Source organism: Rhizobium sp. 007, from assembly GCF_015353075.1.
GTDB lineage: Bacteria > Pseudomonadota > Alphaproteobacteria > Rhizobiales > Rhizobiaceae > Rhizobium.
This window is the reverse complement of the sequence record NZ_CP064191.1, coordinates 146,857-161,829: the sequence shown is the minus strand read 5'-3', so window position 1 is coordinate 161,829 and position 14,973 is coordinate 146,857. Positions and strand designations below refer to the sequence as shown.

At 57.3% G+C, this 14,973-nt stretch carries 13 protein-coding genes and 1 pseudogene; 2 read left to right on the top strand and 12 right to left on the bottom strand.

What is annotated here, in order from left to right:
• Positions 1-37 precede the first annotated feature (37 nt).
• From nifK to ISN39_RS34685, 8 genes are all read right to left on the bottom strand, one after another.
• Positions 38-1,579 carry a nitrogenase molybdenum-iron protein subunit beta gene (gene nifK, locus ISN39_RS34720; protein ID WP_194732449.1) on the bottom strand — a complete coding sequence of 514 codons (1,542 nt, stop codon included), beginning with the start codon at positions 1,577-1,579 and terminating at the stop codon, positions 38-40.
• Positions 1,580-1,676: 97 nt separating this feature from the next.
• Positions 1,677-3,179: a nitrogenase molybdenum-iron protein alpha chain gene (gene nifD / locus ISN39_RS34715; protein WP_194732448.1), complete on the bottom strand. Its 1,503-nt coding sequence runs from the start codon at positions 3,177-3,179 to the stop codon at positions 1,677-1,679.
• A gap of 104 nt (positions 3,180-3,283) precedes the next feature.
• Positions 3,284-4,177: a nitrogenase iron protein gene (gene nifH / locus ISN39_RS34710; protein ID WP_022719163.1), complete on the bottom strand. Its 894-nt coding sequence runs from the start codon at positions 4,175-4,177 to the stop codon at positions 3,284-3,286.
• 882 nt (positions 4,178-5,059) lie between these two features.
• Entirely contained in the window at positions 5,060-6,115 is a 1,056-nt protein-coding gene (locus ISN39_RS34705) for an LLM class flavin-dependent oxidoreductase (RefSeq protein ID WP_194732447.1), read from the bottom strand.
• Between the two features lie 402 nt (positions 6,116-6,517).
• Positions 6,518-6,703 (bottom strand): SDR family oxidoreductase, encoded by a 186-nt coding sequence (locus ISN39_RS34700; RefSeq protein ID WP_281438356.1) that lies wholly within the window; start codon positions 6,701-6,703, stop codon positions 6,518-6,520.
• A gap of 210 nt (positions 6,704-6,913) precedes the next feature.
• Complete coding sequence (locus ISN39_RS34695) at positions 6,914-7,492, bottom strand: nuclear transport factor 2 family protein (protein ID WP_194732626.1); 579 nt, start codon at positions 7,490-7,492, stop codon at positions 6,914-6,916.
• A 236-nt stretch (positions 7,493-7,728) separates the two neighbouring features.
• Positions 7,729-8,097, bottom strand: a complete 369-nt coding sequence (locus ISN39_RS34690) for a hypothetical protein (RefSeq protein WP_194732445.1) — start codon at positions 8,095-8,097, stop codon at positions 7,729-7,731.
• 328 nt (positions 8,098-8,425) lie between these two features.
• A complete protein-coding gene (locus ISN39_RS34685) occupies positions 8,426-9,733 on the bottom strand; it encodes a cytochrome P450 (protein WP_194732444.1) in 1,308 nt (435 codons plus the stop codon).
• A 239-nt stretch (positions 9,734-9,972) separates the two neighbouring features.
• Between ISN39_RS34685 and ISN39_RS34680 the strand changes: the two genes are divergently transcribed.
• Positions 9,973-10,128, top strand: a complete 156-nt coding sequence (locus tag ISN39_RS34680) for a hypothetical protein (protein WP_194732443.1) — start codon at positions 9,973-9,975, stop codon at positions 10,126-10,128.
• 717 nt (positions 10,129-10,845) lie between these two features.
• On the opposite strand, the gene ISN39_RS34675 is transcribed toward ISN39_RS34680, so the two are convergent.
• On the bottom strand, positions 10,846-11,289 hold the full coding sequence (locus ISN39_RS34675) for an NUDIX hydrolase (protein WP_194732442.1): 444 nt from the start codon (positions 11,287-11,289) through the stop codon (positions 10,846-10,848).
• A 26-nt stretch (positions 11,290-11,315) separates the two neighbouring features.
• A pseudogene (locus ISN39_RS37420) lies at positions 11,316-11,677 on the bottom strand (cytochrome P450); the annotation flags it as partial.
• On the opposite strand from ISN39_RS37420, the gene ISN39_RS34670 reads away from it, so the two are divergent.
• Complete coding sequence (locus ISN39_RS34670; RefSeq protein ID WP_194732441.1) at positions 11,633-12,064, top strand: hypothetical protein; 432 nt, start codon at positions 11,633-11,635, stop codon at positions 12,062-12,064. The pseudogene ISN39_RS37420 and the gene ISN39_RS34670 overlap by 45 nt on opposite strands.
• Before the next feature lie 797 nt (positions 12,065-12,861).
• Here ISN39_RS34670 and ISN39_RS34665 read toward each other — a convergent pair.
• Positions 12,862-14,175 carry a dicarboxylate/amino acid:cation symporter gene (locus tag ISN39_RS34665; protein ID WP_194732440.1) on the bottom strand — a complete coding sequence of 438 codons (1,314 nt, stop codon included), beginning with the start codon at positions 14,173-14,175 and terminating at the stop codon, positions 12,862-12,864.
• Positions 14,176-14,276: 101 nt separating this feature from the next.
• Entirely contained in the window at positions 14,277-14,933 is a 657-nt protein-coding gene (locus ISN39_RS34660) for a nitrogen fixation protein NifQ (protein WP_194732439.1), read from the bottom strand.
• Positions 14,934-14,973 lie beyond the last annotated feature (40 nt).

The following is a 14,973-nucleotide window of genomic DNA, read 5'->3' as shown; positions in this document are numbered from 1 at the left end:
CGGCGGAGAGACGGCCGGCCTAGGCCGGCCGCCGCTCTTAGCGAGTGAGGTCATAAGAGTAGTCCGTCACACCCGGCTGCATCGTCTCGCGATCGAGCTTGTCAAAGATCTTGTCGAGGATGGTCGTCAAGACATGCAGCCCGCCTTGGTAGCCCATGAGGGGAAACCGATGGTGATGGTGCCGGTCGAAGATCGGAAACGTCAGTCGGATCAGTGGCGTGCCGGTGTCACGCTCAAGATACTTGCCATAGGAATTGCCGATCAGCAGGTCCACCGGCTCGGTGAACAGAAGTGATCGCATTGCCCAGAGATCCTTGCCGGCCCACACCTGTGCATCCTTGCCGAAGGGCGAAGATACGAACAGTTCCTTCATCTCGGCTTCCCAGGCTGGGGTGCCGTTGGTGGCGAGGCAATGCGTTGGCTCGCCACCGGTCTCCATGATGAAGCTCGCCATGGCGTAGACGAAGTCCGGGTCGCCGTAGATCGCGTATTTCTTGCCGTGCAGCCAGGACTGGCTGTCTGCCATTGCGTCGACCAGTCGGCCACGCTCCAACCGGATTGGCTCGGGGATTTCCCTCCTGGAAATCTCCGAAATTTTCATCAGGAATTCGTCGGTCGCCTTGACGCCGAGCGGATAGTGGAATGAGGCCGTCGCCTGTCCAACCTCTTTGCAATATTCCAGCGTCTTGCGAGTATTGTAGTGCTGCAGCGACACTGTTGCCTCAGCATTCAGCGCCGCCTTCACGTCCTCGATCTTGGTGCCTCCGTCATACATGCGAAACTCACCGTCGGAAGGCGTATCGAACTGGTCGGCGGCGTCCTGGATGAACACGTAGGTTACCCGCATCAGGTTGAGCAGGCGTTTCAACTCGCGATTGTTGCCAACGCAGAACCCATCGAAGCCAGGAATGATGTTTACGCAAGCAGCGACTTCGGTGCGCTTCGTGCCCTTCCAGAAATGCTCCAGCACCCCTTTCACCATGCTATCGTACCCATCGACATGGCTGCCGACGAAGGCCGGCGTGTGGGCGAAGGGCACGTCGAAGTCACGCGGGACGGAACCTTCGTTCTTGGCGTTTTCAATAAAGCCGTGCAGGTCGTCGCCGATGACCTCTGCCATACAGGTGGTCGAGACCGCGATCATCTTCGGGTCGTAGAGCTTATAGGTATTGGCGAGCCCGTCGACCATATTCTTCAAGCCGCCAAATACAGCCGCGTCTTCTGTCATGGACGACGATACCGCGGATGACGGTTCCTTGAAATGTCGCGACAGGTGCGATCGGTAATAGGCAACGCAACCCTGACTGCCATGGACAAACGACATCGTCCGCTCAAATCCAGCCGCTGCGAAAACCGCTCCGAGCGGCTGGCATGCCTTGGCGGGGTTCACGACAAGCGCTTCGCGGGCCAGGTTTTTTGCGCGATATGCCCAGCTCTTGGTGAATTCGCGTTGATCAGTAACGATCTGATCCGGGTGTGGACATTCGAAGTTTAGCTTCTTCTCGGTAAACATTTGCCTGTATTCCGGCTCGCGGAACAGGGGAGCATGGTCGAGAACTTTGTCGGCCGATTGCGGCATAGTGGTCACCTCTTTCCATCTGGCCGCGACTTACGGCGGCACAGAGACCTTTGAGACGTTTCAGGTCTCCCGCGGTCCTTGTCCGCGAGACATTGACTCATTCGGCTGCAACTGCCGCCGCGGGCGCCGTCTTTTTTTTCCAGGGCGCGTCGTAGAGGCCCCAGACCGGATTGTTGATGGCCAGATCCATGTCGCGGGCGAAAATGGCGAAACCGTCATAGCCGTGATACGGGCCGGAATAATCCCAAGAGTGCATCTGACGGAACGGGATGCCCATCTTCTGTACCGGGTATTTCTCTTTGATGCCGGAGCCGACGAGATCGGGCCGAATCCCCTCGATAAACTTCTCCAGTTCGTAACCGGTCACATCGTCGTAGATCAGCGTGCCTTTCTTGATGTAATGACCGGTGCGCTGATAGTCGTCGCTGTGGGCGAATTCGTAGCCGGTGCCGACGATCTCCATGCCGAGGTCCTCGTAGGCCGTGATGACGTGACGGGGGCGCAATCCGCCGACGTAAAGCATCACCCTCTTGCCCTCGAGGCGAGGCCGGTACTTGTTGGTCACAGCCTCGACGAAGGGCTTGTACTTGGCGATGACCTTCTCGGTCTTGCCCTCGATGTCTGGTCCGAAATGCTTGGCTATGTTGCGTAAAGAGGCTTCGATCTGGGATGGGCCGAAAAAATTGTACTCCATCCAGGGGATGCCGTACGTTTCCTCCATGTGCCGACAGATGTAATTCATCGACCGGTAGCAGTGGATGAGGTTGAGCTTGGCCTTCGGCGCACGCTCTACTTCTGCGAGCGTTGCGTCCCCAGACCAGTTGCCGACCACGCGCAGCCCGATCTCCTCAAGCAGGATGCGCGAGGCCCAGGCATCGCCGCCGATGTTGTAGTCGCCTATCACATTAACGTCGTAGGGACCGGACTCGAATTCCACGTCCTTCTTGTCGAAGACCCAATCGCGGATCGCATCGTTGGCGATGTGGTGGCCGAGCGATTGCGACACACCACGAAAGCCCTCGCAGCGCACGGGCACAATCGTTTTATCGTGCTCCTTGGCCTTCTTTCGGGATACAGCCTCGATGTCGTCGCCAATCAGACCGATCGGGCATTCGGACTGCAAGGTAACGCCGTTATTGAGTGGAAACAGTTCCTCGATCTCGTCGATGACCTTTTCCAGCTTTTTGTCGCCACCGAAAACGATGTCCTTCTCCTGGAAGTCGGAGGTGAACTGCATCGTCACGAAGGTGTCGATGCCTGTCAGCCCGACGTAGTAGTTGCGGCGCTGTGACCAGGAATATTGACCACAGCCAACCGGACCATGCGAGATGTGGACCATATCCTTGATCGGACCCCAAACGACACCTTTTGAGCCGGCATAGGCGCAGCCGCGGATCGTCATCACGCCCGGAATGGACTTGATGTTCGACTTTACGTCGCATTCGGAAACGGCGTTTACGTCCTCGCCGGCTCCCTCTCTGCCCGTCGCGACACTGAGGTGCTTATTGCGGCGCTTAGCCGCCTTGTCTGGATACTGCGACAGCACTTCCTCGATAAGCTGCGCATGGAAAGCACTGTCATTCTCGTAGTCGAGATTCATTGGGCCTGCCCCCTTTGAAGGTTCGGATGACGCCTCAGCAACGAGGCATCGTTCGTCGAATGGCGCGCGGCGTTCAGCTGCGTGCCCCTTGTCTGCAGCCTCGGTTACTGGCAGGCTGCCGCCTTCGCTTCCTTGGCCTGAAGTTCGGCAAGCATCTGCTCGTCGGTCTTCATGATGCCGAAGTCGAGCAGCATGTCCTCAAGTTCCTCCATGGTGATGGGAGTCGGGATGGTACCTTGGCCCGAATTTGCATGGATCTTTTCGGCCAGCGCGCGATACTCCGCCGCCTGCTGCGAGTCCGGCGCATATTGAATCACTGTCATCTTTCTGAGCTCGGCGTGCTGGACGATGTTGTCGCGTGGCACGAAGTGAATGAGCTTGGAATTGAGCTTGGCAGCCAGCGCTTCAGCGAGGTCAAGCTCGCGGTCGGTCTGACGCTCGTTACAAATCAGGCCGCCCAGACGTACGCTGCCGGCGGTGGCATATTTCAGGATGCCCCTGGCGATATTGTTGGCGGCATAGAGTGCCATCATCTCACCGGACATGACGATGTAGATTTCCTGGGCCTTGTTTTCACGGATCGGCATCGCGAAGCCGCCGCACACTACGTCGCCGAGCACGTCGTAGGAGACGTAGTCGACGTCGTCGTAGGCGCCGTTCTCTTCCAGAAAGTTGATTGATGTAATTACGCCGCGTCCGGCGCAGCCGACGCCGGGCTCCGGGCCGCCAGACTCCACGCATTTGATACCTTTGTAGCCAGCCTTGAGCACGTCGCCGAGTTCAAGGTCTTCAACCGAACCTTCCGTTGCCGCGAGATGCAGAACCGTATCCTGCGCCTTCGAGTTCAGGATCAGGCGGGTGGAATCGGCCTTAGGGTCGCAGCCCACGATGAGGATCTTCTGCCCGAGGTCAACAAGGGCGGCGAGCGTGTTTTGGGAGGTGGTGGACTTGCCAATGCCCCCCTTCCCATAGAATGCGATCTGACGCAGAGCTGCCATGCTTACTTTCCTTCACTTGTTTGAACCAATGCGGTTGTCCGCGACGTGGATGCCCGCCGGCAGCTTCCGCCGCCTCGCAAGAAGGGGTTCAAGAGTCATGCCAAGCAGATCGATTGGGCTGACCGAAAATTATTTGCTGCTTTTCCAGCTACTTAGACGGTAGAGTACGCGATCTGACGAAATAAAGCGGTGTCGCGGAGCCGACAAAGGTGACGACGGTGTCATAAATTGGTTGTCGCGTCAGAACGGCGACAAATTGGTCTACGGCGCAAGCCCTCTCAGATTGAAGTGCTCGGTTTGGTTCAAATGTAGTATGCCAGAGACAGCAGTTCCGAAAAACCTATTTGCTAGACCGAGCCTCAATGGCCCGTGGTGTCACGGTTTTAGGCAGTGGGACTGGAAAGCTCGACGGCTATAGCGGATTGCGCGCGGCTTCACCTTTCAAGCGTCACGATATTACGTCCGGTAGTGTTTGGGATGTGACGAGTAGGTTTTTAAACAGTCACCGGTACTTCAGTGTACAATTGCAGGAAATTGGCGGAGACAGTCCTTTTTTCAGGTCGCGCAGGTGACCGGTCGCAGGGACCGACGGCCAGTTTGGATTGGTTGTGATTGCTCAAGCAGAGACCTCGCCGCGCGTACATCGACCATTCGACCCAGACGAGCGCGAAGCCGGACGCGACGAATTACCCGACCATCCGCCCGATAACGCTGTCTCCCATCGGCTCTTGACGATAATCCAGCATGCGCTGTGACATCGGCGTTAGCTACACCATATGCCCAGCGTCATTGTGCGCCCGCAACGCCATTGTGTCGGTTTGCGGAGGCCCCTATCGCGCATGCGCGGCGCTTGAAATAATCAAGCATACGAACCGTAGTGCCTCAAACCTCCAGATGACCGAGCGATTTGTTGATTGCTGGGATGATCTTTTCTCCCCAGAGCTCTATCTGACGCAGCATTGTCTTCGGATCGAGGTCTCCCAACTGAGTCTGAATTGCAATCTGGTCCGGCTTCAGGACTTCGATTTCTTGCAGGAGGCGATCAATAACTCGGTTTATGCTGCCGATCGGCAGGTTGTCGAGCATAGTCTCGAAAGACAGATCCTGCTGCGTCGGCGTTGCCTGCATCATATAGCCATCCTGGCTCTGCTGGCGACGCTGATACAGCGCTTCGGATAGCCGGCGCTGGAAACGGGCGTTGTCGAGATACCGGTCGATCTCCGCTCCATCATCGCTGGCGTAACAGCAGCGCAGCAGCGATACCTTGGCGTCGCTAGGGCTCTTACCCTCGGAAGCTGCCGCCTTCTGAATGGTTCCCCGCACCGCGCCCAAAATCTCCAAGCCGTCGTGTAACGCGGTTACGAAGAGATTATGTCCCTCACGATAAGCTCGGCGCATGCTTCGCGTACACGCAGTTGCGATCCAGATCGGCGGGGCGGGCTTTTGAATGGTGCGGACCGAAATCGCCGTAGGGGGTAGCTGCATGAAGTGGCCGTTGTGCGAGAAGACATTTTGATTGAGACCTTTGAGCAAGATGTCCAGGTATTCCAAAAATATGGCCGGCGCCTCATCGATGTTGACGCCAAAGCGCTCGAATTCGAACTGCTGATACCCTGAGCCAACACCGAGCTCGAGGCGGCCGCTTGCAACCACATCGGCGAAGCCGATCTCGGCGAGCAGGCGCTGCGGCTGATAAAGCGGAAGCACGCAGACAGCAGTGCCGAGGCGAATGGTGGTGGTCACACCGGCGCAATGAGCGACCATCATCAAGGGCGACGGAACTAGGCTGTAATTGTTGAAGTGATGTTCCGCGAACCAAGCGGTATTGAAGCCGGCCTGCTCCGAAAGGATGGTCTGTTCAATGGCGTCGCGGATGACGCTATCGGACGATTGATGGTAACCGCGCTGAGTGGCCAGCATGAATGTTGCGAATTCCATGAATCTTCTCCAATAAAAGAACTCAAGGGGCAAAACACCGCCATTTGGGGTTTTTCCTTGGGTTTGGTTGTGGTTTTGACCGGCATTGGCGCCGATCGGCTAAGTCTCTTCCTTCCGCTAGACAGTTGTTTTCCGTCCTTCGGTTCTCGAGCCATTCTTGTGCGCGGTGGGGAAGATCAGATGATGCGCCCAGCTTCTTGGCGGCCGCGGGGTCGGTTCTCATTGATGGTGGAGTAGTCGACCCCGCAAGCCGCTGTTGCCATTCACCGTGAGCCGCCTCGTGGAAGGCTGGGGCTGATCCAATGAGACGTTCCGTCTCGATCAGGCCGCGCTGCGAGCCAAGTGAGCGGGAGCTTGACGGGCGCGACCGGTCGCCTCGGCAATTCCCGGTACTCATGTATCTCAGATCACTGCTGGCGCGTCCGCGCTGGAAGAGGTCAAGCCGCCGTCCACATGGAGGATCGAGCCGTTGATGTAGGAGGCGTCAGACGAAGCCAAGAAGTAAACAGCGTCGGCCACTTCTTCCGGTTCTCCAATCCTACTCATCAGGATCCGCCGCCTGACCGACGCACGTGTAGGGCAAAACACGGGCCGTCCTCTCGGTAATATATTGACGGCGAAGGCGTGGCTCGATTTGAGGCGAGACTTCGTTGGGATCTCGTAGTGGCTGCGCCAGCATCGGGCTCTCGATGCCTGAATAGGTGGCTGGCGGGGTCATGACCCTGAACAGACGACCATTTAAGCGCATCTTCACCGAGCAGACGTCGGCAGCAGGGAACGCTGGGTGTCGCAGATTAATCATGGTCCTTCGCCTCCGATGCCGGTCCGGTTCTCCAGGTGATTTTTCGAAGGTATGATGCACTTCAAAAGCGCATAAACTGGATCATTCGGATGAGGCGCTCCAATCGGCTGCCGCGATCCAAACCTTTCGCATTCTGGAGGCGCGGGTGGGCTCTGTTGCTCAAACCAATCGTAGATCACGGTTCGTTCGGCGATGCGCCACTCCCCTTCCCTCTTGTGAAACAGATCACAGTAGCGGCCGCACAGGAGCATCTGGCATATCTCACCGGCCGTGTCCGGCCCGCGTTGCAGCGCCATGAAATAGCTCTCGACTGCTGCCTCTGACGGTCCGGAGAATTCGATCAGTATATTCGCTATCTGATGGACATTACGCGGTCCGGTCTTGAAGATACCTAGTGCAAGTCGGATGAAGCCCTCGGCCGAGCCGGTATAGGCACCATGATTGTCATGCGCATCCGGCCAGTACGCACTCCGCAGCGCGGCCTCATCCGCCCGGTCGATCCCGCGGCAATACCGATAGAGGCAGTCGCGGATCGCCTCGCGGTCGAGTAGTTCGGTTATGCTTGCTTGGTCCATCGGCTCATTCATTTGGGGTTCTGAGGTTGGAAGTGGCGTTTTCATGCCTTCACCTGCGCAGCCAAGGTTTCGTATTTTTGGCGTCGGCGTAAACTTAAAGCCCGGCAACACCTAGCTCTGATGGCCATAGATGGCGGATTGCGGGGCACCGTTATCCGTCTTTTTCGCTTCGTGCCCGATCACGAGGATCATCATTACACAGGCCACCAGCCCCGATACGAATAGTGCGCCATACATCATCGGTCCGACCTTTTTTGCCCCGAACGACGGCCAAATTGGTTCAGCGCCTGGAGTTTCCTGGTCTGCTCAATAGCCATGTCGACGCGCTTGCGCAGGACGGCCGACTGCCGTTCGACCACTTCGGACGCCGACGTCGCCCCAATCGGTGCTTGTAGATGCGAAAATTCGGCGCAGACGTCGGCCTGCAGTGCAGCAATCGGCGACAGTGGGTTACCGATCCTGATAGTGGTCTCCATGATGGGCTTGAACATTTTCTGGGCGTCAAGAACCGGCGCCAGCTGCTCGCCTCCGCAATCGGTCGCTCTGGCGCGGTCTAAGGGTGGTTTTTCGACAGCTTCAAAAGGCTTTTCTGCGATCCTCGTCATTTCTTTCCTCCGTAGACAATGGTTTTGTCCGTGCATTTAGCATCACGACCAGTTTACGCTCTCCAGCGATCGCGGTTGTCCATCGACGTGAATGCTAGCCGGGCCACCGGCGCCTTTAAGGAGGTTCAAGACTCATGCCAGTTCGGCTGACGGCGCTAAAAAAGATTTTATGTTTTCTTTTCAGCCATCTAGCCTTAGATAAAGGCAAAGATTCGACCAAAGAAGGCTGTGTTGTGGATGCGACAAAGCCGACAAAATTGTCGGCGCTCTCGTTTAAAACGGCTACGCTCCCCCGGACCTTATACGAAACTTCGTTCCGTTTAGCACATCACATGCCGTGGCTTGATGCAGAAAGAATGCCGACGGTTGGCGAGTGCGATGGCTCTTCGTTTCTCTCTACCGGCTCCGGGCGAGTCGGCCGGGACCAGGTCAGAATCAAATTTTCAACCCCGAATACATGGCCGCCATGGGTGATCGGCGCCGTACCTTCCTTGATCCGAAAGGTGGGGATCCGCGCCAGCCATTCGTGGATCCCTATGGCAATCTCTCGCCGCGCAAGATTTGCTCCCAGGCAAAGATGAGGACCATAGCCAAACGCTATGTGGCGGTTGTCCTGTCGTGCCAGGTCGATAGTGTCAGGGCACTTAAATTCGACGGGGTCACGGTTAGCAATCATCGTGGCGCATGAAACGTAGTCTCCCTTACGGATCGGCACACCTTCAAAGTCTCCATCTTTCGTGGCTACGCGAATGATCTGAACGGTTGAATAGGCGCGCAACAATTCTTCAACCGCGAGCGCGATCCGGTTGGGCTCTCTCCGCAGCAAGTCCTGGTCCCCTGGATTGCGTGCGAGATAGGCTAGGTCAAAGCTTATCGCGGCAGCGACCGTGTCGAGTCCCGCAACCAAGAAAAGTACGCCGATGCCCCGGACTTCCTCCTTTGTCAGGGAGCGACCCTCGATCTGCGCCTGCACGACGAACGTCATGAAATCGGCAGCTGGTTGCTTGCGGCGCATCGCTGCAACTTCGTCAATGAACTTCACGATCGATTGAGCCGCTTCCGTTCGCTTAACTCCATTGCCGTGGAGCAAATCGCTTACCCAGCGAATAAGAATCTCGGTTCGGCTATTCGAGAGCCCCAGAAAGCCAAGGAAGACGTCCACTGTGAATGGAATGGCAAAATCCTTCATGACGTCACAGCTGGTCCTCATTCGGGCGATCCGGTTGATCAGCGCACTCGCTTGCTTACGGACAGTCCGCTCCAACGCCATCACTCGTCCAGGCGAGAACAGCGGATTTAGGAGTGCACGAAAGATGCCATGGGCCGGTGGATCAAGCTCGAGCGGGATCATTGGCCAGTTTTCGCCGAGTGCGGAGGAGAAGATGCTGCGATGACTGGAAAAGGTTTCGAGATCCTCTAGCACCTTGCGCTGGTCTCGCGCGCGCGTGATCACCCAGGTACCCCGTCCATCGCGCGTGTTAAAGGGGGAATAAAAAATACGGGGCTCTCCATGGACGCGAGCAACAGCTGCGTGCGGATCTCCGTTCGGTGTTGGTGCCATGCCGGGCGATGTGAACAGACTGAAGTCTCTCACCAACTCGGATGGAACATGATCTGGAATGGGATTGCTCGCCACTCTGTTTTCTCCTTCTATCCAACCACTCATCAGCTTCGCGGGTCTTCCCATTCGGCAACACAGTTGCTCACGACACAAGCACAGGACCTCAGCACGCAGGTCCTTCAAATCTCATGCCAATCTGGCTGATCAAGACGAAGGTGATTTAATGCGGAATTTCAGGCATTTAGCCTTAGGATGACCAAGACGTTACGAAACTAGCTGTGTCGCGGCTCCGACAAACCGACTGAAGGTGTCTGATGACGTCAGCTAAGACCGCTGTCGGGCCATCTGGTGCATTTCAAGGAAGTACCGTGTTGGGTGTCTTCATTCTTGCCGCGTTGCCCAGAGGTTTGGAGATCGCAAAACATATTCCGCAGGCGCGTGTGATCCGCGTGCTGAGCGATGAGTGGTGAAGTCGCTGCGCCGATTGTGCCGGGCACCGATATCGTCGACCGTGATGAAGGGTGCCGGACAAGCCCGACATGCAGAATGGCGCTGCCTTGCATAGGCGGCGAGCTGCTTTTCGAACGTCCGCACCACCTATCGAAATCACGGCCCACTTTCCTGTCGATCCTGCTGGGGGCATCAGGATTGTGTCCTCAACGACCGAGCGATGAATTGGCTGAAAGCGCACGTCGCTAAGCAAGCGATCATCGCAAAGGTGAAAAGCAATTCACCCCTCATATTCCATACCCAGTTGTCTTCCTGGAGCATTGGCCGAGAATAGCATCGATATTTCGATCGGCAGCTCGTGCGCCTTCTGGGCGAAGCCGCCATATGGGCGCCATCCGCCATCGTCACTTGGAAAGACCGTGATCATCTCCGACGACGCCGGCCAGTTCCGATCACCATCCACGCATTGTGTTGGATCCATGCCGAGCGACTGCTACAAAAGCTGTTGCCAGCAAAGGCGAAAGAGGTGCGCTCCGCCGATCCGCGCCCTCGTCTGGCGCTTATTCAAGGCGCTCAAAGCCTAGAATCAGGAGACGTCACCACAAGCAGCCGATGGAACCGGCGCAGGTTCGAGAAGATGGTCGCACTCTGAACTGCTGATTGTGTCGGGCTGACGCCCGCTGGTTTCTCGAAAACGGACGCAAATTGCCGGCTTGCACCATCGCCCGCCGGCGATTTCATTTTCCCGCCCGAAGCTTGAATTTGGCGTTCAATCCGGCAATGAGACTCTTCAGCTCCGGTTCAGGAACCTGTGAAGATGCCTCGGTCGGTGGGAGCCAGGCTAGCACGCGTTCTCGACACTCCGGAAACGTGGGTCTGACCTTCTTGACCTTCAGGAGATGGACTTCCACGACGCACTGAATGGAGCGGTTGTTTTTAAGCCGCTTCAGATATGCGTAGTACCCGTATGGCTTCTTTTTGGCTTTGCCTTTTATGCCGGCTTCTTCCCACGCTTCACGTTCCGCAACATCATGCGGCTGCAATCCCTTGATCGGCCATCCCTTCGGAATGGTCCAGCGGCCGGTTTCGCGTGTCGTGATCAGAAGAACTTCGAGGATCCCGTCAGGATTGGACCGAAAGCAGATCGCACCGACCTGATTGACAGCCTCCCCATGCATCATTGCCTCCGCATGGGGAGCAAGTCGCGCACTCGCCTAGGCGAGAACAGCGGATTTAGGAGTGTAAGAAAGATGCCATGAGTCGCTGGATCGATCTCGAGCGGGATCATTGACCAGCTTTCTCCGAGCGCTTGGGAGAAGATGCTGCGATGACTGGACGAGGTCTCGAGGTCTTGCAGCGCCTTGCGCTGGTTTTGCGCGCGCGTGATCACCCGGCACCCCGGACTAAAGGATTGTGGGGCCCTCCATGGATGCAAGAGCAACAGCTGCGTGTAGGTCTCCATTGGGTGCCGGTGCCAAGCCGGGACGTGAACAGACTGAAGTCCCTCACAAAATTGAGCGGGATATGATCTGGGATGGAACCGCTGTCCACCCGGTTTTCTCCTTCCATCTTGCCACTCATCAGGTGGATCGTTTTCACATTCGGCAAAGTGGCTGGCCTCGTCGGCAGGCTGCGGCCCGTCCGGCGAAGAGCGGACGAGCGAATTCGCCGAGGGGCGGCATTTTTTCAGACTCGAATGGCGCGATGAAGATGCACGATCACGCGGCGGCCGACGGCGACGGGGGGTCAGGTTCGAGAAGGCCGGAACCGGCATCGCATCGCACTCCAAAATGGAGCGAGACGATGATGTTCTCTTCTTCCATGCAGCGTGATGCTTTTCCAAAGTCTTTCTCTTCCTTCGCTCCATCGCGCTTACCCACGACACAGTGCAGGCCCGAAGTGGATTGCCGCCTTGTGATGGAAAGCTTCAAAACTCATGCCAATCTGGCTGATTAAGCCGAGGAAGTACTTTTATGACTGCTTTTCAGCTATTTAAGTCTTAGGAAGGCGAGAGGCAGACGAAACACCTGTGTCGCAGATGCGACAAAAAGTCCGGTGTACGTCCATGTGGGATGACGGCAGGAAGTCGGGGCGGACACCGAATCTGAGACGATCAGGAGAAATCCGCCAGCAATTATAGTCCGCCCTTTTGGTGCGACTTCCAGCGGCTTCGCCATGTGCTGCACAACTGCCTTGAGGTCGGCGCGCCCGTCATCGGCCCCAATACGAGGGAAACGGCGCCGACCGTCTCCCATCCTCGCCGGCCAGAGTTCGACAGAACGAATCCAGTTGAAATAACTGCTCCTCGCGGTTCCGATCCGGCGTTTCGCCCGAACGTCAGTCGGCGCCCAATCGCCGCGGGCAAGACAGGAGAGTGGTGGCCGAAATACTTCTCCAAGGAAGATGTCCGCGGCACGATTTTGGACCCGAGGCCATCGTCGATCGTAGCGAAGCGGCCTGACGCGAGCGGAAGTGCATCGGCTACGGGCCACGAGCAATGGGAGCTCACGATAGCATGCTACTTGGCGTTTCATTTGGGCATTAGCGGGTGCTTGTAACGCCCTTGTTGCGATCGAAAACTTTCGATGACAAAACTTGTAGCCGCCGCCGCGAACGAGTCATCCCACGCAAGGGAGCACCTCGTTGCACAAAAGGCGCGCCCATCGTCGCGTAGAAAAAGGGCGCGATCTGGAGAACCAGACCGCGCCAAACCGCACTTGTCGTGCGGGCCCTGGGAGGCATTACTTGGCCGGCTAGATGACCGGCGGAATGTAGTCGATCGGCAGCTCGCCGGCGAGCGCGACGGAGAGCTGCGCGCGATCGAGCTCTCCTTCCCACTTCGCGACGACGAGCGTCGCAATTGCATTGCCGATAATATTGGTAATTGCGCGGCATTCCGACATGAAACGGTCGATGCCAAGGATCAGCGCCATGCCGGCGACCGGCACCGCCGGAACGACCGAGAGCGTCGCGGCAAGCGTGATGAAGCCGGCGCCGGTGATACCTGCGGCACCCTTGGAGCTCAGCATGGCGACGAGCAGCAGCAGGATCTGGTCGCCGAGGGAGAGCGGCGTGTCGGTCGCCTGGGCGATGAAGAGCGCCGCAAGCGTCATGTAGATGTTGGTGCCGTCGAGGTTAAAGGAAAAGCCGGTTGGGATGACGAGACCCACGACCGAACGCTTGCAGCCCGCCTTCTCCATCTTGTTCATGAGGCCCGGAAGAGCCGCTTCCGAGGACGAGGTGCCCAGTACCAGCAGCAGTTCCTCCTTGATGTAGCGGATGAGCGAGACGATCGAGAAACCATTGTAACGCGCCACCCCACCAAGCACGAGGAAGACGAACAGGAACGAGGTGAGATAGAAGGTGCCGATCAACATGGCGAGGTTAGCGATCAAGGCGACGCCGTATTTGCCGATCGTGAAGGCCATGGAGCCGAAGGCACCAATTGGTGCGGCTTTCATGAGGATAGTCACCAGCCGGAAGATCGGCAGTGTCAGCGCTTGCAAGAAGTCGACGACGGGCTCGGCCTTCTTGCCGACCAGGGCAAGTGCGATGCCGAAGAGTACGGAGATGAAGAGGACTTGCAGGATGTCGCCTTCGGCGAAGGCGCCGGCAAGCGTCGTCGGGATAATGTTCATGAGGAAGCCGGTGACCGACTGCTCATGCGCCGTCGCGGTGTAGGCGGCGATCGCTTTCACATCGAGCGAAGCCGGGTCGATATGCATGCCCGCTCCCGGCTGCACCACATTCACGACCACGAGGCCGACGACGAGCGCAAGCGTCGACAAGGTCAGGAAGTAGACCATCGCCCTGGCGGCGACGCGGCCGACCTTGGCGAGATCGGTTATACCGGCGATACCGGTCGCGACCGTCAGGAAGATGACCGGCGCGATGATCATCTTCACGAGCTTGATAAAGGCGTCGCCAAGCGGCTTCATTTGCGTGCCGAGTTCGGGATAGAAATGTCCGAGCAGGATACCCGCGGCGATTGCCGCAAGAACCTGGACATAGAGATGTCGATAGAACGGTGTCTTTCTGCGGATTTCCGCGGAATCCTCAACGATCATTGCCAAATCCTCCATATGGGCGGCGCACGAACCGTCTCAACGCCGTCTGCTGAATTGACGGGCAAGGCATGGCTGCGGCCAATAGCTGACGTTAGCTGCTCCTAATTCAAATCAGTCGCGCACCCCAGTGTTGCGCTTTCCTCAGGGACAAAGCAGCTTTTAAAGTCCTTGCATTCCCGGCAACTGGGTGCGGTGCATCGCGAAAAACCCTCAGCCTCGCAAAGCATGCGATAAAGGTACTTTTTCCACCTCATGTTATTGGTATTGCCGGCTGCAAGCGTGGGGAAATGGGTGGCGAGCAAGAGACTGAGTTCGGACCTATCGGAAAGACCAAGCTCCAACCACAGATGGTCGTGACGCAAGGCGCGCCGGGCGATGATCTTGGCGAAACAGGCGCTTGTTGGGTCGCCCGGTCGAGCATGCGCGAGCAGCAGATCGCGCAGAAGTTCCTCCTCCACACACGGCTCGGCTTCGCGCACTTTTTCCAATCCGAAGGCCTGCATAACACTGGCGGGAACAGAGCGGTTAAGGACGTTTCGAAGCTCGGCACGGGAAAGGCCTGTTGCCTCGGTCGCAGTTGCCACCTCCGCAGCAATCTCTTCTAGCGCATGCAAGAGGACGCAGGAAAACACATACCGATCGAAGTCCATATCGAGGTCTATAGGTGGGCTGAGACCTAGCGATTGCGATGATCGCCGATCGGTCAGGAGGGTCACTCTCCTTTTCGACAAATTGCGGTTCTGAATGACATTTGACATGTTGCTTCCCCTCCTTCGCTCCAGACGTCGCCACGAGATG